Source organism: Microbacterium maritypicum (assembly GCF_041529975.1).
GTDB lineage: Bacteria > Actinomycetota > Actinomycetes > Actinomycetales > Microbacteriaceae > Microbacterium.
Window position 1 is genome coordinate 1,479,615 of the sequence record NZ_CP168030.1, and the last position, 22,258, is coordinate 1,501,872.

Here is a 22,258-nt window from a genome sequence, read left to right on the forward strand (position 1 = left end):
CGACGTAGGGTGAACGGATGAGCGCTGCACGCCCCGCACCCGGCACCGAGATGGTCTTCCAGTGGCGCAAGTGGGACGGGTCGCCGCACTGGCGGCACGAGTGCGTGTATCTCGGCGCCGACGAATGGGGCGACTGGATCGGGCAGCCGGTGGGTTGGCACAGCTTCCGGCCCGGGGCCGAGTTCCATGCGGGCGGACCCAACGTCACGCTCGTTCCGGCGAGCGGCGACCACGCCGTGACGGTGAACCGTCGCCACCGCCGCGGCATGCGGATCTACATCGACCTGGGGTGGGACATCCACTGGTCCGACGACCCGCTCCTCGCGACCGGCATCGACATGGACCTCGATGTCGTGCGCGTGGCCGGGGCCCGGGGCACCTGGGTCGACGACCGCGACGAGTGGGCCGAGCACAGCGTCCGCTACGGCTATCCCGTCGACGTCATGGAGCATCTCGAGACGCTCGCGCTCGACCTGGAGGATCGGGTGCGCGCGCAGGTCGTACCGTTCGACGATGCCACCGCCGATCCGTGGCTCGACCGCCTCGAAGCCCTGGGCCTCGCGCCTAGACTGAACGCGTGACTTCGAACGAGAAGAACCGCGCCGACCTCGGCAAGGACCCCGCCCGCGTCAGCGGCATGTTCGACCAGGTCGCCGCCGGGTACGACCGCACCAACACGGCCATGACCTTCGGCAACGACGTGCTGTGGCGCGCGGCGACCACCCGTGCGGTCGCACCGAAGCCGGGGGAGCGGATCCTCGACCTCGGGGCAGGTACCGCGTCGTCGTCGGCGTCGCTCGCCCGCAGCGGTGCTGACGTCGTCGCGGCCGACTTCTCGCCCGGGATGCTGGCCGAGGGCGAACGTCGCCACGGTGCGATGCGCAACCTCTCGTTCGTGCAGGCGGATGCCACGGCGCTGCCGTTCGCGGATGCCGAGTTCGACGCGGTCACGATGTCGTACGCGCTGCGCAACGTCAACGATCCGAAGAAGGCGCTGCGCGAGCTGTATCGGGTGACCAAGCCCGGCGGCCGGCTCGTGATCAACGAGTTCTCCACGCCTCCGGGGAAGCTGTTCCGCGGCGCATACCGGTTCTACAACGCGCAGGTGCTGCCCCGTGTCGCCCGGGTGGCAGGCACGAACGGCGACGCGTACGACTACCTGAACGAGTCGATCCGCGAGTGGCCCGACCAGAAGAAGCTATCGGCCTGGATCCGCGAGGCGGGGTGGGGCGACGTGGCCTACCGCAACCTCACGTTCGGCATCGTGGCCCTGCACCGAGCGCGCAAGCCCGCGTGAGCGCCGCGCACGCAACTGCGGCATCCCGGCGCAGGTAGGCTGGGACCGTGACTTCGAGCCCCATCGCCCCGGGTTCACGGCTGGCCAGCCGTCTGGGGTTCAGCGACCGCGTGTTCATCGGCCCTGCCGCACGCAAGGTCGCGCGCGCGATCGAAGACGGCCTCGAGCTCGTCGAGACCGGCCTCGCCCAAGACGTCCGGGTCGCCGACCCGCTGGCCGATGCGGCCAGCCGCTATCTGTACGAGGCGGGCGGCAAGCGCATCCGTCCCGTGCTCACGCTGCTCGCCGCCCAACTCGGCGACGGCAACACCTCCGAGGTGATCGATGTCGCCAAGGCGCTGGAGATCACCCACCTGGGCTCGCTGTATCACGACGACGTCATGGACGGCGCCGACCGCCGTCGTGGCGTGCCGGCGGCGCATGCCGTGTGGGGCAACAACATCGCCATCCTCACCGGCGACATCCTCTTCTCCCGCGCCAGCCAGCTGATGTCCCGGCTCGGTGAGCGCGCCATCCGGCTCCAAGCCGACACGTTCGAGCGCCTGGTCCTCGGTCAGATGCACGAGACCCTCGGGCCGCAGCAGGACGACGACCCGATCGCGTTCTACATCCAGGTGCTCGCCGACAAGACCGGCTCTCTCATCGCCGCCGCCACGCAGGGCGGTGTGATCTTCTCCAACGCGCCGAGCGAGTACGAGGAGCCGCTGCGCATGTACGGCGAGAAGATCGGCGTCGCGTTCCAGCTGCTCGACGATGTGATCGACCTGTCGGCCAAGCCCGAAGAGACCGGGAAGGTGCCGGGTACCGATCTCCGCGCCGGCGTCCCGACCATGCCGTACCTGCTGCTGAAGGCCGAGCCCGATGACGCCGCCGTCGACCTCGCGGCGCGCATCGATGACGGGGTGGCCCTCATCGCCGATGGCGCCGACCCCGCGATCCTCGACGGCCCGCTCGACGAGCTGCGCGATCACCGGGTGACGCAGAAGACCCTCGAACTCGCGCACGCCTGGACGCGGGATGCCGTCGACGCGCTCGCACCGCTGCCGCGTGGGACCGTGCGCGAGGCGCTGACCCGATTCGCAGAGACCCTCGCCGAACGCTCCAGCTGATCGCGCGCGACCGTCGGGTCGCGCGCCGGTTACGTCGGCATACGAAAGGACCTCCCATGACCAAGCTCAGACTGGCCATCGTCGGTGCGGGCCCCGCCGGCATCTATGCCGCGGACATCCTGCTGAAGGCCGAGCGCAAGTTCGACGTCTCGATCGACCTCTTCGAGCAGCTCCCCGCTCCGTATGGACTCGTGCGCTACGGCGTCGCCCCCGATCACCCTCGTATCAAGGGGATCGTCAACGCGCTGCGAGACGTGCTCGACCGCGGGGACATCCGCCTGTTCGGCAACGTGCGCTTCGGTGAGGACATCACCCTCGACGACCTGAAGAAGCACTACAACGCCGTCGTCTTCGCGACCGGCGCGATCCGCGATACCTCGATGGACATCCCGGGGATCGATGCGGTCGCCTCTTACGGTGCCGCCGACTACGTCAGCTGGTTCGACGGACACCCGGACGTGCCGCGCGAGTGGCCGCTGGATGCCGCATCCGTCGGTGTGCTCGGCAACGGCAACGTGGCGCTCGACGTCGCGCGCATGCTCGCGAAGCACGCCGAGGATCTGCTCGTCACCGAGGTGCCGGCCAATGTCTACGAGGGCCTCAAGGCCAGCGAGATCACCGACGTGCACGTCTTCGGTCGCCGCGGCCCGGCGCAGGTGAAGTTCACGCCGCTGGAGCTCCGCGAGCTCGGCGAGCTGCGCGACGTCGACATGGTCGTCTACGACGAGGACTTCGACTACGACGAGGCCTCGAAGGATGCGGTCGCCAGCAACAAGCAGGTCATGGTCATCGACCGCATCCTGCAGTCGTGGCGCAAGCGCGACTCGGTGAACAATGCCGGGGGCACGGCCTCACGCCGTCTGCACCTGCATTTCTGGGCGCGCCCTGTCGAGGTGCGCAAGGACGAGAACGGCCGCGTCGCGGCACTCGTCTACGAGCGCACGCAGCCCGACGGACAGGGCGGCGCGGTGGGAACCGGGGAGCTGCGCGAGGTGCCGATCCAGGCGCTGTACCGTGCGATCGGATACTTCGGCTCGCCCCTTCCCGGTGTGCCGTTCGACAAGAAGCACGGCGTCATCCCGAACCGTGAGGGCCAGGTGCTCGCGAAGGACTCCAACGAGCGGGTCTCCGGCATCTACGCGACCGGGTGGATCAAGCGCGGTCCGGTGGGTCTGATCGGGCACACGAAGTCCGACGCCATGGAGACCGTTCGGCACATCATCAACGACCAGGGCTCCTGGTGGCACCCGGAGGACCCCTCCGAAGAGGCCGTCGTCGAGCTGCTGCGCGAGCGCGGCGTGCGCTGGACCGACCTCGAGGGGTGGCACCGTCTCGACGAGCACGAGATCTCCCTCGGTGCTCCCGAGGAGCGCGCCCGCGTCAAGGTCGTGCCGCGCGACGAGATGGTGCGCGTCTCCCGCGGCGAATAGGAGGTTCGCCTCCGCCGTCCCCGGTCTCGTCGGCTAGCCTGGCGACGACGGGGGAGGAATGCATGACCGAATGGATCCGGGATGTGCTCGGCGATGAGTTCCAGCAGCTGACCCTCGACCTCGGCACCGATGAGCAGGGTCCGGTGGTGGCCACCCTGGTGCGCGCGCTCCCGGCCGAGCCGGACCTCTGGAACCGCATCCGTGGACGGTGGCCGTTGCTCGACGGCGTCGACGTGCTCTACGTGCACGGTTGGTCGGACTACTTCTTCCAGAAACGGCTCGCGCGTTTCTGGACCTCGCGGGGTGCCCGCTTCTTCGCGCTCGATCTCCGCAAGTACGGTCGCAGCCTCCGCGACGGACAGACGCCCGGCTACGTCGCCGACCTCGCCACCTACGACGAGGACATCGGGGCGGCGCTGGAAGCGATGGGACGGGGGCAGGGCGGAATCGAGTCGTCCCGGCGTCTGGTGCTGCTCGGACACTCGACCGGCGGGCTCGTCCTGAGCCTCTGGGCGTCTCGTCATCCTGGTGCGGCGGATGCGGTGATCCTGAACAGCCCTTGGCTGGAGTTCCAGTTCGCGCCGGCGCGGGCGGCGATCGCGCCCATGGTGGAGCTGCAGGCTCGCATCCGGCCCATGGAGGCGGCGCCGCAGGTCGACCTGGGCTTCTACACCCGTGCTCAGCTGGAGGTCGCCGACCCGGATGATCCGATGGAGGTGAATCCGCTCTGGCGCCCCGCGCAGACCATGGCGGTGTACGCGGGCTGGTTGCACGCGATCCTCTCCGGGCACAAGGCCGTGGCCGCAGGACTGGGGATCACGGCTCCGGTGTGCGTGTTGCTCTCGGCGCGGTTCGTGCCCCCGACGCGGTGGTCGGAAGAGCTCACCAGCGCAGACTCCGTGCTCGTCGTCGACGACATCGCGCGCGCGGCGCTGCGGCTCGGGGCGAGTGTGACGGTGGAGCGCATCGACGGTGCGCTGCACGACGTCTTCCTCTCGCGCCACGATGCGCGCGAGGACGCCTACCGACGCCTCGAGCGTTGGGTCACGGGCTGGTGCGCGGCGATCTGATCTCGCGTCACAGGTAGTACATCGTCCGGACGAGGCGCTCCGCCTCATCGCCGTCGCCGTCGCGGACGGCGCCCGCGAAGGCGATGTACACGTCGCGCATCCGAGCGCGGTCCGTCACGGGGACCACCCAGTCGCGGAGGTTGCGGAACAGAACCATGCTCGCGTCCTCCATCAGTGTTCGGTGCTGCGCGTTCCCGCTCCGATCTCCGAGATACGAGAACACCGCCCATCGCGCGTCCGAGGTCGTCTCGGGGTGTTCGAGGGACGCGTGCATCGCGGCCACGAGGCGCACGACGTGATCGCGCTGCGCGTCGCTGATGCGCGGCACGGCCAACCGGGCGGCTATCGCCGCCTGGTACCCGGCGAACTCGAGCGACTGCGCGATCGTCTCCGACGTCACCTCGGTCACCTCCGTGTACCGGCTCGGATACATCGTCACCATCCCCAGCCGCTCCAGACGCTGAAGTGCTTCGCGAACGGGAGTTCGTGACACGTGCAGCTCTTCGGCCACGTCGACGTCGCGGATGCGTTCGCCGGCTTCGATCGTGCCCTCGATGATCTGTCTGCCGAGGTGGTGGAACACCTCTTCGGCCAGAAGCTGCTTGCTCTCGCCGACACTCGTCGATCCGATAATGCTCATGGACCTGCCCCCAGTTGCCCTTCATTTCCCGAGCATCCCCATGATTCGCCCCGGGTGGGCCACCGCATCATGAGGTCGCATCGGTTTCCAACACGATCTACGCCTGTCGACGCGTGTGGGGGCACACGGCTGTCGGCGACCTCTCCAGTCTTGGCCACTCGGGCCGGTATTCCGGTATGCGATCCTACTGCGCGGCTCCGGAAGACCGAAGTCGCGCCCGCGGGCAGACGAAAGGCCCCACTCGGTCTTTCGCCGAATGAGGCCTTTCGTCGTACAGGCGGGAGGTTCGCCTAGCGGTAGTTGATGAACTGCAGGTCGAGATCGAGGTCGGCGCCCTTCAGCAGCGCGATGACCGACTGCAGGTCGTCGCGGCTCTTCGACTGCACGCGCAGTTCGTCGCCCTGGATCTGGCTCTTGACGCCCTTGGGGCCCTCGTCGCGGATGATCTTGTTGATCTTCTTCGCGTTCTCCGAGGAGATGCCGTCCTTGAGCGTCGAGACGATGCGGAACTCCTTGCCGCTGGCGAACGGGTCGCCCGACTCGAGGCTCTTCAGCGAGATGCCGCGCTTGATGAGCTTGGACTGGAACACGTCGAGCACGGCCTTCGCCCGCTCCTCGGTGTTCGCGATGATGAGGATGCTCTCGCCGCTCCAGGCGATCGACGCACCGGTGCCCTTGAAGTCGTAGCGCTGCTCGATCTCCTTGCGGGCCTGGTTCAGGGCGTTCTCCGCCTCCTGGTGATCCACCTTCGAGACGATGTCAAATGAGCTGTCAGCCATGGTTTCATCCTACTCAGGGGCTGAGCGCGTAGACATTGTCGGATATCCTGGTGGCTCCGTCCGGAGTGGGGTAGTCGTCCGGCACCGTCGTGAAGTGACCCGCCGGTCCGCTCATCTCCACCGGGCCCCGCTCCCCGCCGCAGCCCATGCCCCACTCGTCCTCGTCGCGGTAGGCGAGTACGCAGACCGTCGACGGCTCGACGCCCCGCAACAGCCAGATCGAGCTGCCGGAGTGCTCGCCGACCAAGCGCGCCGACGAGAGGTCAGCGACGTCGCCCGAGTCCTGCTCGACCACCCCGTCCGGCACGCTGTCCGCAGCCTCCGCGTCTCGATCCAGCACGGCGTAGTTCGTGGCGAACGCGGTGCAGCCGCTCAGGGCAATCGCCGACAGTGTCAGGAGGAGACCCGCCGCTGTCCGCGCGACGCGAAGGGAACGATCCGTCATGGCCCCAGTCTACGAGCGCTCCGTCTCGTGTCCCATGGAAGCGTTTTCACAAGCCTTGCCTCCATTCATCCCGGTCACGGCTTGGTATCGACGCTCATCTTCGTTGCAAAAGCCACCGTGTTCGATGCATACTGTAAGCGCTTGCAGTATGTGCAGGCCACCAGCACCGAGAGAGGCACACACCAATGAAGGTGAACAAGAGGGGCATCGCCGCCGCAGGCGCGATCGCCATCGTTTCGACTCTGACGCTTGCCGGCTGCTCCACGGGGACCAGCGGCGACGACACCTCCGACTCCCAGGGGAGCGGCAAGCTGGTCGTCTGGGTCGACGCCGAGCGCGTGGACGCGCTGCAGGACGCGGCGGACTCCTACGAGGACAAGACCGGCGTCAAGGTCGAGCTCGTGGGCAAGTCGGTCGACGACATGAAGGACGACTTCATCCAGCAGGTCCCGACCGGTAAGGGCCCCGATGTCGTCATGGGTGCGCACGACTGGCTGGGGGAGCTCTCCACCAACGGCGTCGTCGCCCCGATCGAACTCGGCGACAGCTCGGAGGACTACCTTCCCGTCGCGCTGCAGGCCGCAACGTACGAGGGCACCGTCTACATGCTGCCGTACGCGGTCGAGAACATCGCGGTGCTGCGCAACGCCGACCTCGTCCCGGCTGCAGCCACCAGCTTCGACGACATGGTCTCGAAGGGCACCTTCGTCGTCGAGCAGGGCACCGAGGGCAACCCGTACCACCTGTACCCGTTCCAGACCGCGTTCGGTGCTCCGGTCTTCGGCACCGACGACTCGGGGAGCTATGACCCCACCGACCTGCAGCTCGGCAGCGAGGGCGGCTTCGCGTTCGCCGACTGGCTGGGTGTGCAGGGCGCCGCGGGCGTGCTGAACACCGACGTCGACGGCGAGATCGCCAAGCAGCAGTTCCTCGACGGCACGGCAGCCTTCTGGCTGACCGGTCCGTGGAACGTGGGCGCCGCAACCGACGCCGGCATCAACGTCGCGATCGACCCGATCCCGAGCCCGACCGGTGAGACCGCTTCGCCGTTCGCCGGCGTGAAGGGCTTCTTCGTCAGTTCCGAGTCGAAGAATAAGGTCGCCGCGAACGACTTCCTCGTCAACTACATCGGCACCGAAGACGTGCAGCTCGAGCTGTTCAAGGCCGGCAACATCCTGCCGGCGCTCACCGCAGCCGCCGACACCGCGGCGTCCGACCCGATCATCGCCGGCTTCCAGGCCGTCGGCGAAGACGCCGTGCCGATGCCGGCCATCCCGGCCATGGGCGCGGTGTGGGAGTTCTGGGGCGTGGCCGAGGCCGCGATCATCAACGGCGCGGACCCGAAGACGACGTGGCAGAAGCTCGTCGACGACGTGACCGCCGCGATCAAGTAACAGCACCCACTGGCCCTGCCGGGGTGGACGCTCCGGTCCGCCCCGGCAGGATCATGACGAGGACGACATGACAGACATCGACGAGCGCACTGCTCCTCCGACCCGACGCCAGCGACAGGCCGCGAAGATCGCCGAGGCCGCGTCCGGCCCGATCGGCTGGATGCTGCTGAAGATCCTCCTGCTGGCCGTCGTCGACGCGATCGCGCTGTACGCGGCGTTCGTGCTCTTCGCCCACCAGGAATGGCTGATCCTCGGCATCGTCGTCGTGGTGGCCGTCTTCGTCAACTACATCTACTTCTCCCGCAAGCGCATCGCGGCGAAGTACCTCACGCCGGGCATCATCTTCCTGATCCTGTTCCAGGTGTTCACCCTGCTCTACACCGGCTACATCGGTTTCACGAACTACGGCACCGGGCACAACGGCACGAAAGACCAGGCCATCTCCTCGCTCCTCGCGTCGGCGCAGGAGCGGGTCGAGGACTCTCCCACCTATCCGGTCACGGTCGTCGAACAGTTCGGCACCTATGGTCTCCTGGTCACCGACCCGGACTCCGGCGACGCGCTTCTCGGCACGGCCGAGCAGCCGCTCGAAGAGGTGGGCGCGCAGTTCGAGGGCGGACAGGCCGTCGCGGTCGACGGCTGGACGACGCTCCAGCTGGCCACCGTGTTCACGCTCTCCGAAGAGCTCGAGAAGCTGTCGGTTCCCTTCAGCGATGACCCCAATGACGGCGCCCTGCGGGCTCCGGACGGCCAGAAGGGGTATCTGTACGTCTCGACGCTCGAGTACGACGCGGCCGCCGACACCATCACCGACACCACCACCGGCACGGTCTACTCCGACACCGGCGAGGGAGCCTTCACCGCCGATGACGGCGAGCAGCTGCTCCCGGGATGGCAGACCACCGTCGGCTTCGACAACTTCGTGCGCGCGGTCACCGACTCCTCGATCCGCGGACCGCTCATCGCCGTGACGCTGTGGACCTTCGCGTTCGCGTTGATCTCGGTCGCCACGACGTTCTTCCTCGGGCTCCTGCTCGCGCTGGTCTTCAACAACACCCGGATGCGGTTCCGCAACGGGTACCGGATCATCCTGATCCTCCCGTACGCGTTCCCTGCGTTCCTGTCGGCGCTCGTCTGGGCCGGCATGATGAACGAGAGCTTCGGCTTCATCAACCAGGTCATCTTCGGCGGAGCGGACATCCCGTGGCTCACGGATCCGACGCTGGCCAAGGTGTCGGTGCTGCTGGTGAACCTGTGGCTCGGATTCCCCTACATGTTCCTCGTCTGCATGGGCGCCCTTCAGGGCATCCCGGAGGACGTGAACGAGGCCGCCGTCATGGACGGCGCGAACCCGTGGCAGGTCTTCCGCCGCATCAAACTGCCGCTGCTGCTCGTCACGGTGGCGCCACTGCTGATCTCGTCCTTCGCGTTCAACTTCAACAACTTCAACCTGATCTACATGCTCACCAAGGGCGGACCCCGCTTCAGCGACGTGTCGATCCCGGTCGGGCACACCGACATCCTGATCTCGATGGTCTACAAGGTGGCGTTCACCGGGCAGACCCGCGACTACGGACTGGCTTCGGCATTCACCATCCTGATCTTCATCGTGGTCGCGACGATCTCGATCATCAGCTTCCGCAAGACCAAGGCCCTCGAGGAGCTGAACTGACATGAGCACCGCCAGCCCTGCCGCCGCCACCGCCGCCACCACCGCCTCGAAGACCGATGAGCGCACACCCGGCCCGCGTCGCCGCAGCTTCGGCGCCTGGTTCGCCGATACCGGATGGCGACACCTCGTCGCGATCGTCGTGAGCGCCTTCGCCCTGTTCCCCCTTCTGTACGTCGTGTCGGCGTCGCTGAATCCGAAGGGGACGCTGACCGGATCGAACCAGCTGTTCTCCGCGATCGGGATCGACAGCTACGTGCGCATCCTGAGCGACCCGCAGAACCCGTACGGCACGTGGTTCCTCAACACTCTGCTGATCGCCGTCGTGACCGGGGCGGTCACGGTCTTCATCGGCGCCTGCGCGGCATATGCGTTCTCGCGCATGCGCTTCGCCGGGCGCCGTGTCGGGCTCGTCACGATCGTGGTCGTGCAGATGTTCCCGCAGCTGCTCGCCGTGGTCGCGATCTTCCTGCTCATGTCGACCCTGGGGGACTGGTTCCCCGCCATCGGGCTGAACACCCACACCGGCCTGATCCTGGTGTACCTCGGGGGAGCGCTCGGCGTGAACACGTACTTGATGTACGGGTTCTTCAACACGATCCCGAAGGAGATCGACGAGGCCGCCCGCATCGACGGCGCCGGTCACGCGCGCATCTTCTTCACCATCATCCTGCGCCTGGTCGCGCCCATCCTCGCCGTCGTCGGACTCCTCTCCTTCATCGGCACGGTCAACGAGTACGTGATCGCGAGCGTGATGCTCGTCGACGTGGAGCAGCAGACGCTCGTCGTCGGACTCACCAAGCTCGTGGCGAATCCGCGCTACGCGGACTGGTCGGCATTCTCGGCCGGCGCGGTGATGGCCGCCATCCCGGTGATGATCCTGTTCCTCTTCCTGCAGAAGTACATCGTCGGCGGTCTCACCGCGGGGGCGACGAAGGGCTGACCCTCGGTGGGGTTCACCCGCGGGGGCCGGCGTCGCCGGTAGCGTGCATGGCATGGTAGCTTGTCATGCATGACAGCTGATGTCGGATCGCAGATGCGCAAAGGGGTGGTCGAGTACTGCGTGCTCGGACTCCTCGCGCGTGAGCCGATGTACGGCTGGCAGCTGGCCGATGCACTCACCGGCGCCGGACTGATCGCCAGCATCGGCACGCTCTACCCGCTGCTGGGACGGCTGCGGGACAACGGCTGGGTCAGCACGTTCGACCTGCCGTCGGAGAGCGGGCCCGTGCGCAAGTACTACCGGCTCACCGAGTCGGGTACCGAGCAGCTCGAGCGCTTCCGAGTGCAGTGGACCCCGTTCGCCCGTGTCGTGACGGGCATCGTCGGAGAGGGACGACCATGACAGAGACGACAGCAGACACACTGCGCGAGGAGTATCTCGCCCGGCTCGACGAGGCGATGCGCGGGCTCCCGCACGGCGTCGCGTCGGACATCCGTGGCGGCATCGTCGAAGAGCTGCAGGGCCTCGACGCCGCGGATACCGCCGCGCGGATCGCTCGGCTCGGTGATCCGGTGGCCATCGCGAGGAGGCGCAGGACGAGGTGCCGGCGAATCCCGCGATCGTGGTCGCTGCGCCGGTCGCGGCCCCGCCCGCGCCCCGACCGCCGGCGACCTCGACGCGCGGTTTCGCGATCGCTGCCGCGCTGACGCTGAGCTTCGGCGGTTTCCTCGTCCCGGTGCTCGGCTGGTTCGTCGGCGCGGTACTCGTCAGCATCAGCACCCTCTGGAAGACGTGGGAGAAGGTCGTCGCGATCATCGTGCCGTTCGTCTTCGGCGCGGTCTCGTTGTTCCTGGTGCAGTTCATGAGCTTCGTGGAGTTCAGCTCGGCCGGCAGCTCGTCCGGCACCGGCACCCCTGCCGATGAGGTCGTGAACAACCCGCTGCTGCCCGGCTTCAGTGCCTGGCACGTCCTCCTTCTCCTCGGGTTCCTCCTCATCCCGGCGTCGGGTCTCTGGCTGCTCTGGCGGCTCCGGGGGCGCGTCGCTCGCTGAGTCACGCCCCGCCACACCGCGTGCATGCTCGGCGTTGCGCCCGGCCAGTATCCCGGTCGGGCCATACCGTGGAGACATGGCACGGGTGGCGGGGCGCAATCTGGCGATGAGCTGGTTCGCCGGCATCGTGTGCGCCGGAATCATCGGGGCGCTCGTCTGGCTGTCCCTCCCGATCCTTCCGACTCTCGCGGAGTTCGCGGGAACCGCGCTCCGCAACGCCCTTCCCTGACGGCTCGCGAGGGGACGCCGACGCGTGTATCCCGACACGTCGGCACGCCTGCGTCGACGGTCGTCGGCCCGGCGGTACCCTCACAATGCACATATCCGATGAGAGGCGCACCCCATGAGTGACCCCGACGCTCCCCAGCCCGAGAAGCCGACTGACGTCGACGACGTCGTCGGCAGCGCGAACGCCGGTCTCGACGCCGCCGCCGCGGCGGGTGCGGATGTCCCCGGTTCCGCCGATGCGCCGGACCACAAACCGGCAGACGCCGTCGACGAGAAGATCGTCGACCCCGATCTCGCCGCGTTCGAAGCCGCGGAGCGCGACCACCCCGGAACGTTCGCGTCCCCGCCTCCCGCCGTCACTCCGGCACCCATCGTCGAGTCGCGCGAGACCGCGCGCGACGTCCGGGCGGAGGCCGACGCGGAGACCGAATCCTTCTACCCGGAGCCGATCGTGGGCGAGCCCGTGCCGTTCGGGCACGAGCAGTCCGGCCTGGCCGGGGCCGCCTACGCCCAGTACGGTGACGACACCGAGACACGCATCGTGCCGTCGGAGCCGCTGATCGGTGCGACGGGTGTCGCCGCGGCAGCGCAGCCTCAACCCATCTTCGTGCAGGCTCCCGAGCCGCCCCGTGACCGCGGCAACCGCGGCACCGCCGGCCTCATCGGCCTACTCGCGACCCTCGTTTTCGCCGTGCTGTACCTCGGCACGGCGCTGGGTCTCGGCGCGATCGCCGGCGAGGTGAACGGCGAGAACATCGGTGAGGCCGCGCTGGCACCGCTGATGACCTGGGGCTACTGGACGCCGGTCGTCGTCTTCTTCCTCGGCTTCTGGCTGCTCGGCGCGATCATCAACCGCGGCCGCTGGGGCCTCTGGGTGGTCTTCGGCATCATCGTCGGCGTCATCGCCTATGCGGGCCACATCCTCGGACAGCTGTTCGAGGCGCCGTTCTGGAAGCTCACGTCGTCTCAGGGCCTCGACCTCGTCGGCGAGCAGCTGCTCGCCCCGCTCGCCATCGCCGCATTCGTGTTCGCGCGCGAACTGACCATCTGGTTCGGCGCATGGGTGTCGCGCAGCGGCGCTCGCAAGACCGAACTGAACGCCGAGGCGCAGCGCGAGTACGAGCGCACCCTCGAAGCCGGTCCGACGCTGTCGAGGTAATCACGAACTCCACCACGCCGAACCCCCGCGGGCCCGAGTCCGCGGGGGTTTCGGCTGTCCTGGCCGTGGTGCTCGCGACGATCGGCTTCTTCGCGCTCGCGGTGTTCGGCCTGGGGGCCCTGAGTGTGGCCACCGATACCGACATCATCGCGGTGCGAGGGTTGGGGCAGGCACCGGGCGCCGTCGGGATGCTGGCGGCGGTCGCGGTCTTCGCGCTCATGCTGTGGTCGACGCTCCGTCGTGGCCATCCCTCCTTCGTGGCGACGATCGCGATCGCTCTCCTCGCAGCTCTGGCTCATCTCGCGGCGGTGTGGATCACGGTCGTCCTCGGCTCGTCCGACTTCGTGATCGCGACTGCGGTGGCGGGGGATCTGGTCCGCGGTGGTGCGAGTGCGGTGCTGGTGGTCGCGGGGCTGATAGCCGGCTGGGGTGGCATCGCCCTCCGTCGCACTCGTGCCGCGCATCCGCGCTGGCCCTGGGAGCGCGAAGAAGACGAGGAGTGACGCGGCCGCCCCGCCGCGATGCGCGAAATCGCGGTCACGACGGGCGGCGCGCCGTACGCTGGTGGGGTGGAGCGCTCATTGGAGACGCAGGTGGACCAGGCCGTCGAGGCCTGGTTGCGCTGGGTGCCGCGCTGGGAGCCGGCGACCCACCGCGGTCGCGTCGCGCCATGCCGCCGCTGTCTGGGATCGCCGATCCTCTCGGCGGCGGGAATCGGTGCGAACACCCCGCACGGTGTGCAGCACGGACTCTCGACGCGCATCAAGACCATCGTCGACCACGCCGTCGCGGACTACACGGCACGGAATCTCCCCATGCTGCAGCGCGAGCTCGATCAGCAGGCCGCCCGGAACCGCGCCCGCAGCTACCGCCCTGCCGAAGACCTCGATCCGGAATTCGACGGCCTCCCGCTCGACCCCGAGCCGGTTCCCGGCGCGCCGTTCCTCTTCACCATCGCCGGGCTCGCCGATGACTCCGCCGCGGAGCTGCCGGCGTTGCCGCCTCTGACCGAGGAAGCCAAGATCGCCCTCCGGCAGGAGGTCGCCCTCGCCGACGAGTACGCCAATATGGTCGGGCGGGAGATCTGCGGCATCCTGCTTCGCCACCGGATCTACATCCAGGCGGCCATCTCGCAGCACGTGGAGCCGCAGATCGAGGCACTGCTCGCCGAGCTGACGGAGTCGCTGGATTCGCCGTTCGACCCCGACCTGCCGTGATGCTCCGAGCGCCGCTCCGCCGTCACACCGGACTTGCGTTCATTTGACCACCACGTTACGTGGCATTACACTTGACCAGGTGTGTGCACGTCTTGACGTGCGCACTGGGCGTCGGCACCATGCCGGTCCGCCCCCACGGCATACCCACCACACCAAAAGCGCGTCGATTCCGGCGTGCCGGTGGGTCATGATGTGAAACCCATCACGCTGTCACCGTGCAGCACTATGAGGAGAGAACGTGCCAACCATTCAGCAGTTGGTTCGCAAGGGTCGCTCGCCCAAGGTCACCAAGACCAAGGCGCCGGCGCTCAAGTCGAACCCGCAGCAGGCCGGGGTCTGCACCCGCGTCTACACCACCACCCCCAAGAAGCCGAACTCGGCGATGCGCAAGGTCGCTCGTGTGAAGCTCCGCAACGGCACCGAGGTCACCGCGTACATCCCCGGTGAGGGTCACAACCTCCAGGAGCACTCGCTGGTGCTCGTCCGTGGCGGTCGTGTCAAGGACCTCCCCGGTGTGCGTTACAAGATCGTCCGTGGCGCCCTGGACACCCAGGCAGTCAAGAACCGTAAGCAGGCTCGTTCCCGCTACGGCGCGAAGAAGGGTTGAGTTAGATGCCTCGTAAGGGACCAGCCCCCAAGCGCCCCGTCGTCAACGACCCGGTATACGGCGCACCGATCGTCACCTCGCTGGTGAACAAGATCCTCGTCGACGGCAAGAAGTCGCTGGCCGAGTCGATCGTCTACGGCGCCCTCCGCGGCGTCGAGGCGAAGAACGGTCAGGACGCCGTCGCCACGCTCAAGAAGGCGCTCGACAACGTGCGCCCGACCCTCGAGGTCCGCAGCCGCCGCGTCGGTGGCTCGACCTACCAGGTGCCGGTCGAGGTCAAGCCTCACCGCGCCAACACGCTCGCTCTGCGCTGGCTCGTGAGCTACGCGAAGGGCCGTCGTGAGAAGACGATGACCGAGCGTCTGCAGAACGAGATCCTCGACGCGTCGAACGGCCTGGGTGCCGCGGTCAAGCGCCGCGAGGACACGCACAAGATGGCCGAGTCGAACCGCGCGTTCGCTCACTACCGCTGGTAACCAGCTTCGCCCGCCCTTCGGCCACTCGCCGACGGGCGGGCACCCCCTCTTCGCAGTACGACTGCTCCAAAAGATAAGGACACTCCTGTGGCACAAGACGTGCTCACGGACCTGAGCAAGGTCCGCAACATCGGCATCATGGCGCACATCGATGCCGGCAAGACCACGACGACCGAGCGCATCCTGTTCTACACGGGCGTCAACCACAAGCTCGGCGAGACGCACGATGGCGCGTCGACCACCGACTGGATGGAGCAGGAGAAGGAGCGCGGCATCACGATCACGTCTGCCGCCGTGACCTGCTACTGGAACAAGAACCAGATCAACATCATCGACACCCCCGGCCACGTGGACTTCACGGTCGAGGTGGAGCGTTCGCTCCGTGTCCTCGATGGTGCCGTCGCCGTGTTCGACGGCAAGGAGGGCGTCGAGCCCCAGTCCGAGACGGTCTGGCGTCAGGCCGACAAGTACAACGTCCCCCGCATCTGCTTCGTCAACAAGATGGACAAGCTCGGCGCGGACTTCTACTTCACCGTCGACACCATCATCAACCGCCTGGGTGCCAAGCCCCTCGTGATCCAGCTGCCGATCGGTGCGGAGAGCGACTTCATCGGCGTCGTCGACCTGGTCGAGATGCGTGCGCTGGTGTGGGCCGGAGACTCCAAGGGTGACGTCACGATGGGCGCCTCCTACGAGATCCAGGAGATCCCGGAGAACCTCAAGGAGAAGGCGGCGGAGTACCGTCAGCAGCTCCTCGAGACCGTCGCCGAGACCGATGACGCGCTGCTCGAGAAGTTCTTCGGTGGCGAGGAGCTCACGGTCGCCGAGATCAAGGGCGCGATCCGCAAGCTGACCGTCGCTTCCGAGATCTACCCGGTGCTCTGCGGCTCCGCATTCAAGAACCGCGGCGTCCAGCCGATGCTCGACGCGGTCGTCGACTACCTCCCGAACCCGCTCGACGTGGGCTCGATCGAGGCACACGACCCGAAGGACTACGACACGATCATCGAGCGTCACCCCGACGCCAATGACCCGTTCGCAGCCCTCGCGTTCAAGGTCGCCGTGCACCCGTTCTTCGGTCGCCTCACCTACGTGCGCGTCTACTCGGGTCACCTCGAGTCCGGTTCTGCGGTCATCAACTCGACCAAGAACAAGAAGGAGCGCATCGGGAAGATCTTCCAGATGCACGCCAACAAGGAGATCCCGGTCCCCTCGGTCACCGCGGGTAACATCTACGCGGTCATCGGTCTGAAGGACACCACCACCGGTGACACCCTGACCGACCCGGCAGCTCCGGTCGTCCTCGAGTCGATGACGTTCCCCGAGCCCGTCATCGAGGTCGCGATCGAGCCGAAGACCAAGGCCGACCAGGAGAAGCTGGGTGTCGCCATCCAGAAGCTCGCTGAGGAGGACCCGACCTTCCGCACGGAGCTCAACCCCGAGACCGGTCAGACGACCATCAAGGGCATGGGCGAGCTTCACCTCGACATCCTCGTGGACCGCATGAAGCGCGAGTTCAACGTCGAGGCCAACGTCGGCAAGCCGCAGGTCGCGTACCGCGAGACCCTGAAGAAGGCCGTCGAGAAGCACGACTACACGCACAAGAAGCAGACCGGTGGCTCCGGCCAGTTCGCGAAGATCCAGTTCACCATCGAGCCGATGGACCTGGACTCCGAGAAGACCTACGAGTTCGTGAACGCCGTCACCGGTGGTCGCATCCCTCGTGAGTACATCGGTTCGATCGACGCCGGTTTCCAGGACGCGATGAACGTCGGTGTGCTCGCGGGCTACCCGATGGTCGGCGTCAAGGCGACCATCGTCGATGGTGCGGCGCACGACGTCGACTCCTCGGAGATGGCGTTCAAGATCGCGGGCTCCATGGGCTTCAAGGAGGCCGCTCGCCGTGCCAACCCCGTGCTGCTCGAGCCGCTGATGGCCGTCGAGGTCCGTACTCCTGAGGAGTACATGGGCGACGTCATCGGTGACCTGAACTCGCGTCGTGGCCAGATCCAGTCGATGGAAGACGCCGCAGGCGTCAAGGTCGTCCGCGCTCAGGTCCCGCTGTCCGAGATGTTCGGCTACATCGGCGACCTGCGCTCGAAGACCTCGGGCCGTGCCGTCTACTCCATGGAGTTCCACAGCTACGCTGAGGTTCCCCGCGCAGTGGCCGACGAGATCGTCCAGAAGACCAAGGGCGAGTAATCGCTCTTCTGGGCTCCCCGCGGCGCCGAGCACCGCGAAGCGCCGCGGGGTTCCCAGGTCACCTACAACTTCACATTCCCTCTCTACTAAACTGAGAACCTAACCCGTAGAGAACCGGTCGCAAACCAGTGCCCGGTCACCTTTACAACGACGTCCTGAGGAGGACCCAGTGGCTAAGGCCAAGTTCGAGCGGACCAAGCCGCACGTCAACATCGGAACGATCGGTCACGTCGACCACGGCAAGACCACGCTCTCCGCAGCGATCTCGAAGGTGCTTGCTGACAAGTTCCCGTCCGACACCAACGTGCAGCGTGACTTCGCTTCCATCGACTCGGCGCCGGAAGAGCGCCAGCGTGGAATCACCATCAACATCTCGCACATCGAGTACGAGACCCCCAAGCGCCACTACGCTCACGTCGACGCTCCCGGCCACGCCGACTACGTCAAGAACATGATCACCGGTGCTGCTCAGATGGACGGCGCGATCCTCGTGGTCGCCGCCACCGACGGCCCGATGGCTCAGACGCGTGAGCACGTGCTGCTCGCCAAGCAGGTCGGCGTGCCGTACCTGCTGGTCGCGCTGAACAAGTCGGACATGGTCGACGACGAGGAGATCCTGGAGCTCGTCGAGCTCGAGGTCCGCGAGCTGCTCGCAGCCCAGGGCTTCGACGAGGACGCTCCTGTCGTCCGCGTCTCGGCTCTCAAGGCTCTCGAGGGCGACGAGAAGTGGACCCAGGCGATCCTGGACCTCATGCAGGCTGTCGACGACAGCGTTCCGGACCCGGAGCGTGACCGTGACAAGCCGTTCCTGATGCCCGTCGAGGACGTCTTCACGATCACCGGTCGTGGAACCGTCGTCACGGGTCGCGCCGAGCGTGGCACGCTGGCCATCAACTCCGAGGTCGAGATCGTCGGACTCCGTCCGACCGTCAAGACCACGGTCACGGGTATCGAGATGTTCCACAAGCAGCTCGACGAGGCCTGGGCCGGCGAGAACTGTGGTCTCCTGCTCCGTGGCACGAAGCGTGAGGACGTCGAGCGCGGTCAGGTCATCGTCAAGCCGGGTTCGGTCACGCCGCACACCGACTTCGAGGGCACCGCGTACATCCTGTCCAAGGACGAGGGTGGGCGTCACAACCCCTTCTACACGAACTACCGCCCGCAGTTCTACTTCCGCACCACCGACGTCACCGGCGTCATCTCGCTGCCCGAGGGCACCGAGATGGTCATGCCCGGCGACACCACCGACATGACGGTCGAGCTGATCCAGCCGATCGCCATGGAGGAGGGCCTCGGCTTCGCCATCCGTGAGGGTGGACGCACCGTGGGCGCCGGTACGGTCACGAAGATCGTCAAGTAAGCACCTGCTTCCTCGCAGAGGGGTCGGACCTTCGGGTCCGGCCCCTCTGTGCTTTGTATCGTGTCGGGAGTTTCCTCTCCGCGCCAAGACGTGCACAATGATCTCGTCGGCCTCTCCGTCGACGCACACCTGAGAAGGGGATTCACATGGGTATCGATGACGCGGTGAACAAGGGCAAGGACCTCTACGAGCAGAACAAGGACAAGATCGCCGAGGCCGTCAAGAGCGACCAGGCCGAGGACATCAGTGACAAGGTCCTCGATGGCGTCGCGGACTTCGCGAAGAAGATCGCCCCGGGTGCAGCAGACAAGATCGACGAGATCCGGGACAGCGCGGACAAGGCCGTCGGCAACGAGTAGCAGCCCCGCACTCTTCAAGCGGCGATCCACCACCGGGTGGATCGCCGCTTTCGTATGCAGAGGCACGCCCCCGTTCGATCTAGTGGTCGTCAGATGTGGCGGATTCGCAGATGTATCGAGTAGGATCGTCTCGACCGCCTGGGGATCTTGCGGTCGGGGAAGCCGAAGGGGTTCGGTTTCCCGAAGCACGCGGGCTTTCCGCGTTGAAACTGGGGATAAGCGATCTTGGGGATCATCGTGCGACGCGCGCACTCTGTGCGCCTGAGCGTCACCCTGCCTGCGCGGCGGGTCTTCCGCCGCGCCCTCGAACGAGGAGTTCGGCGTCCCTTCACGCCGGGCTACTCGCGTTCGGTGTGCCCCCTCGCACTGAACGCCCTCCCCAAGCGGGGCGAGGCATGGGGATGCTTCGCCCCGCTATCTCCTTCCTTCTGAGCCGGAATTCGACGTCGGTCACCGCCTCGCTGAGAGGCGCGACACGCCCGGGTTTGCAGAAGTGAAATCAGCCGTGGCAGAATAGACAGGTTCGATATTCCGTCGCCGCTGTGCGTGCGCCGGATCACTGCCAGGGCAGTGCATAGACGGCGGTTCCTCATGGGGGCTGCAGGGTTCTAGGCCGCGGGTAGCAGAACACACACCCCGACACCCTTCTCACCGAAGGGTTCGCCGTGCGCGGCGGAGGTCGGGCATCCGGTCGCCTCGCGGCGTCCGGCTGACAGAAGAACAGTGGTGCAGCAGATCGACTCGTGAGAGCCGTTCTCGTGCCGAGGCGCGAACAGCGCCGACGTGCGTCCAATGCCCCAGGGCCACCCGGTCCCGGACGGTATGACGCCTAAAGAGAGAGAGCAGACAATGGCGGGACAGAAGATCCGCATTCGCCTGAAGTCGTATGACCACGAGGTCATCGACACGTCCGCACGCAAGATCGTGGACACCGTGACCCGTGCGGGTGCGACCGTCGTCGGACCCGTGCCCCTTCCGACCGAGAAGAACGTCGTGTGCGTCATCCGGTCGCCGCACAAGTACAAGGACAGCCGCGAGCACTTCGAGATGCGCACCCACAAGCGTCTGATCGACATCGTCGACCCGACGCCCAAGGCCGTCGACTCGCTGATGCGTCTCGACCTGCCTGCCGATGTCAACATCGAGATCAAGCTCTGAGGTCGGACATGGTTGACATCAACTCCAAGATTTCCAAGGGCATGCTGGGCACGAAGCTCGGCATGACCCAGGTCTGGAACGAGAGCGGCAAGCTCGTTCCCGTCACCGTCATCGAGCTCGCCTCGAACGTGGTTACGCAGATCCGTACGCCCGAGAAGGACGGCTACAACGCCGTGCAGATCGCGTACGGCCAGATCGACCCGCGCAAGGTGAACAAGCCCCTCACGGCCCACTTCGAGGCAGCCGGCGTCACGCCGCGTCGTCACGTCACCGAGATCCGCACCGCGGACGCCGGCGACTACAGCCTGGGCCAGGAGCTCACGGTCGACGGCACCTTCGAAGCCGGCCAGCTCGTCGACGTCGTCGGCACGAGCAAGGGCAAGGGCTTCGCCGGTGTCATGAAGCGTCACAACTTCAAGGGCGTCTCGGCTTCGCACGGTTCGCACCGCAACCACCGCAAGCCCGGCTCGATCGGCGCATCGTCGACCCCGAGCCGCGTCTTCAAGGGCATGCGCATGGCCGGCCGTATGGGTGGCGAGCGTGTGACCGTCCTCAACCTCACGGTGCACGCCATCGACATCGAGAAGGGTCTGCTGCTCGTCAAGGGCGCTGTCCCCGGTGCTCGTGGCCGCATCGTCTATGTCCGCAACGCAGTGAAGGGTGCCTGAACATGGCTGACTCCACTCTCGCGCTCGACGTCCTCAAGGCAGACGGCAAGAAGGCAGGCTCCATCGAGCTTCCCGCCGCGCTGTTCGACGCCAAGACGAACATCCCGCTCATCCACCAGGTCGTCGTCGCGCAGCTCGCGGCGGCTCGCCAGGGCACGCACTCGACCAAGCGTCGTGGCGAGGTCTCCGGTGCCGGCCGCAAGCCCTTCAAGCAGAAGGGCACGGGTAACGCCCGTCAGGGTTCCATCCGCGCGCCGCACATGACCGGTGGTGGCATCGTCCACGGGCCGAAGCCGCGTGACTACTCGCAGCGCACGCCCAAGAAGATGATCGCGGCCGCCCTGCTGGGCGCGCTCAGCGACCGCTTCCGTGGCGACCGCATCCACGCCATCGAGTCCTTCGGGATCGACGGCACGCCCTCGACGAAGACCGCGGTGAACTTCCTCACCAACGTCGTCTCGTCGAAGAACGTGCTCGTCGTTATCGAGCGCAACGACGACGTGACGCTGAAGAGCATCCGCAACCTGTCGAACCTGCACGTGCTGACGTTCGACCAGCTCAACGCATACGACGTGCTCGTCTCCGACGACATCGTCTTCACCCAGGCCGCGCTCGAGGGCTTCATCGCCTCCAAGTCCGGCGCCAACCAGGAGGTCTCCGCATGAGCGAGCAGGCATCTGTTCTCCAGACGGCCCTGAACAAGGACCCGCGCGACATCATCCTGAAGCCGGTCGTGTCCGAGAAGAGCTACGGGCTCATCGATGAAGGAAAGTACACCTTCCTCGTCGACCCGCGCGCTTCGAAGACCGAGATCAAGCTCGCCATCGAGAAGATCTTCGGCGTCAAGGTCGCAGGGGTCAACACCCTCAACCGCGTCGGCAAGGCTCGTCGCACCCGCTTCGGCACCGGCAAGCGCAAGGACACCAAGCGCGCCATCGTCACCCTGAAGTCGGGCACCATCGACATCTTCACGGCAATCGGCTGACCCGGGGGATAA

The 22,258-nt window shown here is 66.8% G+C and carries 27 protein-coding genes; 24 read left to right on the top strand and 3 right to left on the bottom strand.

The window, feature by feature from the left end; translation table 11 throughout:
• The first annotated feature begins 17 nt into the window (after positions 1 to 17).
• The 5 genes from ACCO44_RS07180 to ACCO44_RS07200 all read left to right on the top strand — a co-directional run bounded on the left by ACCO44_RS07180 (position 18) and on the right by ACCO44_RS07200 (position 4,906).
• On the top strand, positions 18 to 581 hold the full coding sequence (locus ACCO44_RS07180; RefSeq protein WP_262001345.1) for a hypothetical protein: 564 nt from the start codon (positions 18 to 20) through the stop codon (positions 579 to 581).
• Entirely contained in the window at positions 578 to 1,297 is a 720-nt protein-coding gene (locus tag ACCO44_RS07185) for a class I SAM-dependent methyltransferase (protein WP_029260904.1), read from the top strand. Before ACCO44_RS07180 ends, ACCO44_RS07185 begins: the two co-directional genes overlap by 4 nt.
• 47 nt (positions 1,298 to 1,344) lie before the next feature.
• Positions 1,345 to 2,406 carry a polyprenyl synthetase family protein gene (locus ACCO44_RS07190; RefSeq protein WP_105710451.1) on the top strand — a complete coding sequence of 354 codons (1,062 nt, stop codon included), beginning with the start codon at positions 1,345 to 1,347 and terminating at the stop codon, positions 2,404 to 2,406.
• 56 nt (positions 2,407 to 2,462) lie between these two features.
• The gene (locus ACCO44_RS07195; RefSeq protein ID WP_262001344.1) at positions 2,463 to 3,836 is read left to right on the top strand and encodes an FAD-dependent oxidoreductase; all 1,374 of its coding nucleotides are present in this window, start codon (positions 2,463 to 2,465) and stop codon (positions 3,834 to 3,836) included.
• Between the two features lie 62 nt (positions 3,837 to 3,898).
• Positions 3,899 to 4,906, top strand: coding sequence for an alpha/beta hydrolase (locus tag ACCO44_RS07200; protein ID WP_262001343.1), 1,008 nt, complete (start codon positions 3,899 to 3,901; stop codon positions 4,904 to 4,906).
• A gap of 7 nt (positions 4,907 to 4,913) precedes the next feature.
• Here the strand turns inward: ACCO44_RS07200 and ACCO44_RS07205 are convergent, their stop codons facing one another.
• The 3 genes from ACCO44_RS07205 to ACCO44_RS07215 form a co-directional block, all read right to left on the bottom strand.
• Complete coding sequence (locus tag ACCO44_RS07205; protein WP_029260908.1) at positions 4,914 to 5,546, bottom strand: GntR family transcriptional regulator; 633 nt, start codon at positions 5,544 to 5,546, stop codon at positions 4,914 to 4,916.
• Between the two features lie 290 nt (positions 5,547 to 5,836).
• Positions 5,837 to 6,325 carry a YajQ family cyclic di-GMP-binding protein gene (locus ACCO44_RS07210; RefSeq protein ID WP_017829222.1) on the bottom strand — a complete coding sequence of 163 codons (489 nt, stop codon included), beginning with the start codon at positions 6,323 to 6,325 and terminating at the stop codon, positions 5,837 to 5,839.
• A 13-nt stretch (positions 6,326 to 6,338) separates the two neighbouring features.
• On the bottom strand, positions 6,339 to 6,770 hold the full coding sequence (locus tag ACCO44_RS07215) for a hypothetical protein (protein ID WP_029260909.1): 432 nt from the start codon (positions 6,768 to 6,770) through the stop codon (positions 6,339 to 6,341).
• 185 nt (positions 6,771 to 6,955) lie between these two features.
• Between ACCO44_RS07215 and ACCO44_RS07220 the strand changes: the two genes are divergently transcribed.
• The 19 genes from ACCO44_RS07220 (at position 6,956) to rplW (ending at position 22,246) form a co-directional block, all read left to right on the top strand.
• Complete coding sequence (locus tag ACCO44_RS07220; protein WP_372469101.1) at positions 6,956 to 8,164, top strand: extracellular solute-binding protein; 1,209 nt, start codon at positions 6,956 to 6,958, stop codon at positions 8,162 to 8,164.
• 67 nt (positions 8,165 to 8,231) lie between these two features.
• Entirely contained in the window at positions 8,232 to 9,836 is a 1,605-nt protein-coding gene (locus tag ACCO44_RS07225) for an ABC transporter permease subunit (RefSeq protein ID WP_372469102.1), read from the top strand.
• Between the two features lies 1 nt (position 9,837).
• A complete protein-coding gene (locus ACCO44_RS07230) occupies positions 9,838 to 10,776 on the top strand; it encodes a sugar ABC transporter permease (protein ID WP_105710446.1) in 939 nt (312 codons plus the stop codon).
• 69 nt (positions 10,777 to 10,845) lie between these two features.
• Positions 10,846 to 11,178, top strand: a complete 333-nt coding sequence (locus ACCO44_RS07235; protein WP_029260913.1) for a PadR family transcriptional regulator — start codon at positions 10,846 to 10,848, stop codon at positions 11,176 to 11,178.
• Positions 11,175 to 11,483 (top strand): hypothetical protein, encoded by a 309-nt coding sequence (locus ACCO44_RS07240; protein WP_372469103.1) that lies wholly within the window; start codon positions 11,175 to 11,177, stop codon positions 11,481 to 11,483. The genes ACCO44_RS07235 and ACCO44_RS07240 overlap by 4 nt, the downstream gene beginning before the upstream one ends.
• A complete protein-coding gene (locus tag ACCO44_RS07245; RefSeq protein WP_372469104.1) occupies positions 11,378 to 11,827 on the top strand; it encodes a hypothetical protein in 450 nt (149 codons plus the stop codon). The genes ACCO44_RS07240 and ACCO44_RS07245 overlap by 106 nt, the downstream gene beginning before the upstream one ends.
• Before the next feature lie 76 nt (positions 11,828 to 11,903).
• Entirely contained in the window at positions 11,904 to 12,056 is a 153-nt protein-coding gene (locus tag ACCO44_RS07250) for a hypothetical protein (RefSeq protein WP_156027125.1), read from the top strand.
• 114 nt (positions 12,057 to 12,170) lie between these two features.
• Complete coding sequence (locus ACCO44_RS07255; RefSeq protein WP_105710444.1) at positions 12,171 to 13,214, top strand: ABC transporter; 1,044 nt, start codon at positions 12,171 to 12,173, stop codon at positions 13,212 to 13,214.
• Positions 13,215 to 13,282: 68 nt separating this feature from the next.
• Complete coding sequence (locus ACCO44_RS07260) at positions 13,283 to 13,717, top strand: hypothetical protein (protein WP_105710593.1); 435 nt, start codon at positions 13,283 to 13,285, stop codon at positions 13,715 to 13,717.
• A 66-nt stretch (positions 13,718 to 13,783) separates the two neighbouring features.
• The gene (locus ACCO44_RS07265; RefSeq protein ID WP_029260917.1) at positions 13,784 to 14,431 is read left to right on the top strand and encodes a hypothetical protein; all 648 of its coding nucleotides are present in this window, start codon (positions 13,784 to 13,786) and stop codon (positions 14,429 to 14,431) included.
• 238 nt (positions 14,432 to 14,669) lie between these two features.
• Entirely contained in the window at positions 14,670 to 15,038 is a 369-nt protein-coding gene (gene rpsL, locus ACCO44_RS07270) for a 30S ribosomal protein S12 (protein WP_017201609.1), read from the top strand.
• A gap of 5 nt (positions 15,039 to 15,043) precedes the next feature.
• Positions 15,044 to 15,514: a 30S ribosomal protein S7 gene (rpsG, locus tag ACCO44_RS07275; RefSeq protein ID WP_017201608.1), complete on the top strand. Its 471-nt coding sequence runs from the start codon at positions 15,044 to 15,046 to the stop codon at positions 15,512 to 15,514.
• Between the two features lie 87 nt (positions 15,515 to 15,601).
• Positions 15,602 to 17,716, top strand: a complete 2,115-nt coding sequence (gene fusA, locus ACCO44_RS07280; RefSeq protein ID WP_029260918.1) for an elongation factor G — start codon at positions 15,602 to 15,604, stop codon at positions 17,714 to 17,716.
• A 169-nt stretch (positions 17,717 to 17,885) separates the two neighbouring features.
• Positions 17,886 to 19,076, top strand: a complete 1,191-nt coding sequence (tuf, locus tag ACCO44_RS07285; RefSeq protein WP_028502475.1) for an elongation factor Tu — start codon at positions 17,886 to 17,888, stop codon at positions 19,074 to 19,076.
• 146 nt (positions 19,077 to 19,222) lie between these two features.
• Complete coding sequence (locus ACCO44_RS07290; protein ID WP_029260920.1) at positions 19,223 to 19,435, top strand: hypothetical protein; 213 nt, start codon at positions 19,223 to 19,225, stop codon at positions 19,433 to 19,435.
• Positions 19,436 to 20,284: 849 nt separating this feature from the next.
• Positions 20,285 to 20,593, top strand: a complete 309-nt coding sequence (gene rpsJ / locus ACCO44_RS07295) for a 30S ribosomal protein S10 (protein WP_017201594.1) — start codon at positions 20,285 to 20,287, stop codon at positions 20,591 to 20,593.
• An 8-nt stretch (positions 20,594 to 20,601) separates the two neighbouring features.
• The gene (rplC, locus tag ACCO44_RS07300) at positions 20,602 to 21,261 is read left to right on the top strand and encodes a 50S ribosomal protein L3 (RefSeq protein WP_029260921.1); all 660 of its coding nucleotides are present in this window, start codon (positions 20,602 to 20,604) and stop codon (positions 21,259 to 21,261) included.
• 2 nt (positions 21,262 to 21,263) lie between these two features.
• On the top strand, positions 21,264 to 21,926 hold the full coding sequence (gene rplD / locus ACCO44_RS07305) for a 50S ribosomal protein L4 (RefSeq protein WP_021201122.1): 663 nt from the start codon (positions 21,264 to 21,266) through the stop codon (positions 21,924 to 21,926).
• Positions 21,923 to 22,246: a 50S ribosomal protein L23 gene (rplW, locus tag ACCO44_RS07310; protein WP_017829206.1), complete on the top strand. Its 324-nt coding sequence runs from the start codon at positions 21,923 to 21,925 to the stop codon at positions 22,244 to 22,246. Before rplD ends, rplW begins: the two co-directional genes overlap by 4 nt.
• Positions 22,247 to 22,258 lie beyond the last annotated feature (12 nt).

Bases quoted from the DNA above. Each gene is read 5' to 3' on its own strand.
- ACCO44_RS07210 (WP_017829222.1), bottom strand. From the start codon at position 6,325: ATGGCTGACAGCTCATTTGACATCGTCTCGAAGGTGGATCACCAGGAG.
- ACCO44_RS07235 (WP_029260913.1), top strand. From the start codon at position 10,846: ATGACAGCTGATGTCGGATCGCAGATGCGCAAAGGGGTGGTCGAGTAC.
- ACCO44_RS07200 (WP_262001343.1), top strand. From the start codon at position 3,899: ATGACCGAATGGATCCGGGATGTGCTCGGCGATGAGTTCCAGCAGCTG.
- ACCO44_RS07250 (WP_156027125.1), top strand. From the start codon at position 11,904: ATGGCACGGGTGGCGGGGCGCAATCTGGCGATGAGCTGGTTCGCCGGC.
- ACCO44_RS07180 (WP_262001345.1), top strand. From the start codon at position 18: ATGAGCGCTGCACGCCCCGCACCCGGCACCGAGATGGTCTTCCAGTGG.
- ACCO44_RS07195 (WP_262001344.1), top strand. From the start codon at position 2,463: ATGACCAAGCTCAGACTGGCCATCGTCGGTGCGGGCCCCGCCGGCATC.
- rplC (WP_029260921.1), top strand. From the start codon at position 20,602: ATGGTTGACATCAACTCCAAGATTTCCAAGGGCATGCTGGGCACGAAG.
- rpsG (WP_017201608.1), top strand. From the start codon at position 15,044: ATGCCTCGTAAGGGACCAGCCCCCAAGCGCCCCGTCGTCAACGACCCG.
- rplD (WP_021201122.1), top strand. From the start codon at position 21,264: ATGGCTGACTCCACTCTCGCGCTCGACGTCCTCAAGGCAGACGGCAAG.
- ACCO44_RS07205 (WP_029260908.1), bottom strand. From the start codon at position 5,546: ATGAGCATTATCGGATCGACGAGTGTCGGCGAGAGCAAGCAGCTTCTG.
- ACCO44_RS07230 (WP_105710446.1), top strand. From the start codon at position 9,838: ATGAGCACCGCCAGCCCTGCCGCCGCCACCGCCGCCACCACCGCCTCG.
- ACCO44_RS07215 (WP_029260909.1), bottom strand. From the start codon at position 6,770: ATGACGGATCGTTCCCTTCGCGTCGCGCGGACAGCGGCGGGTCTCCTC.
- ACCO44_RS07290 (WP_029260920.1), top strand. From the start codon at position 19,223: ATGGGTATCGATGACGCGGTGAACAAGGGCAAGGACCTCTACGAGCAG.
- ACCO44_RS07220 (WP_372469101.1), top strand. From the start codon at position 6,956: ATGAAGGTGAACAAGAGGGGCATCGCCGCCGCAGGCGCGATCGCCATC.
- rpsJ (WP_017201594.1), top strand. From the start codon at position 20,285: ATGGCGGGACAGAAGATCCGCATTCGCCTGAAGTCGTATGACCACGAG.
- ACCO44_RS07255 (WP_105710444.1), top strand. From the start codon at position 12,171: ATGAGTGACCCCGACGCTCCCCAGCCCGAGAAGCCGACTGACGTCGAC.
- rplW (WP_017829206.1), top strand. From the start codon at position 21,923: ATGAGCGAGCAGGCATCTGTTCTCCAGACGGCCCTGAACAAGGACCCG.
- ACCO44_RS07225 (WP_372469102.1), top strand. From the start codon at position 8,232: ATGACAGACATCGACGAGCGCACTGCTCCTCCGACCCGACGCCAGCGA.
- ACCO44_RS07240 (WP_372469103.1), top strand. From the start codon at position 11,175: ATGACAGAGACGACAGCAGACACACTGCGCGAGGAGTATCTCGCCCGG.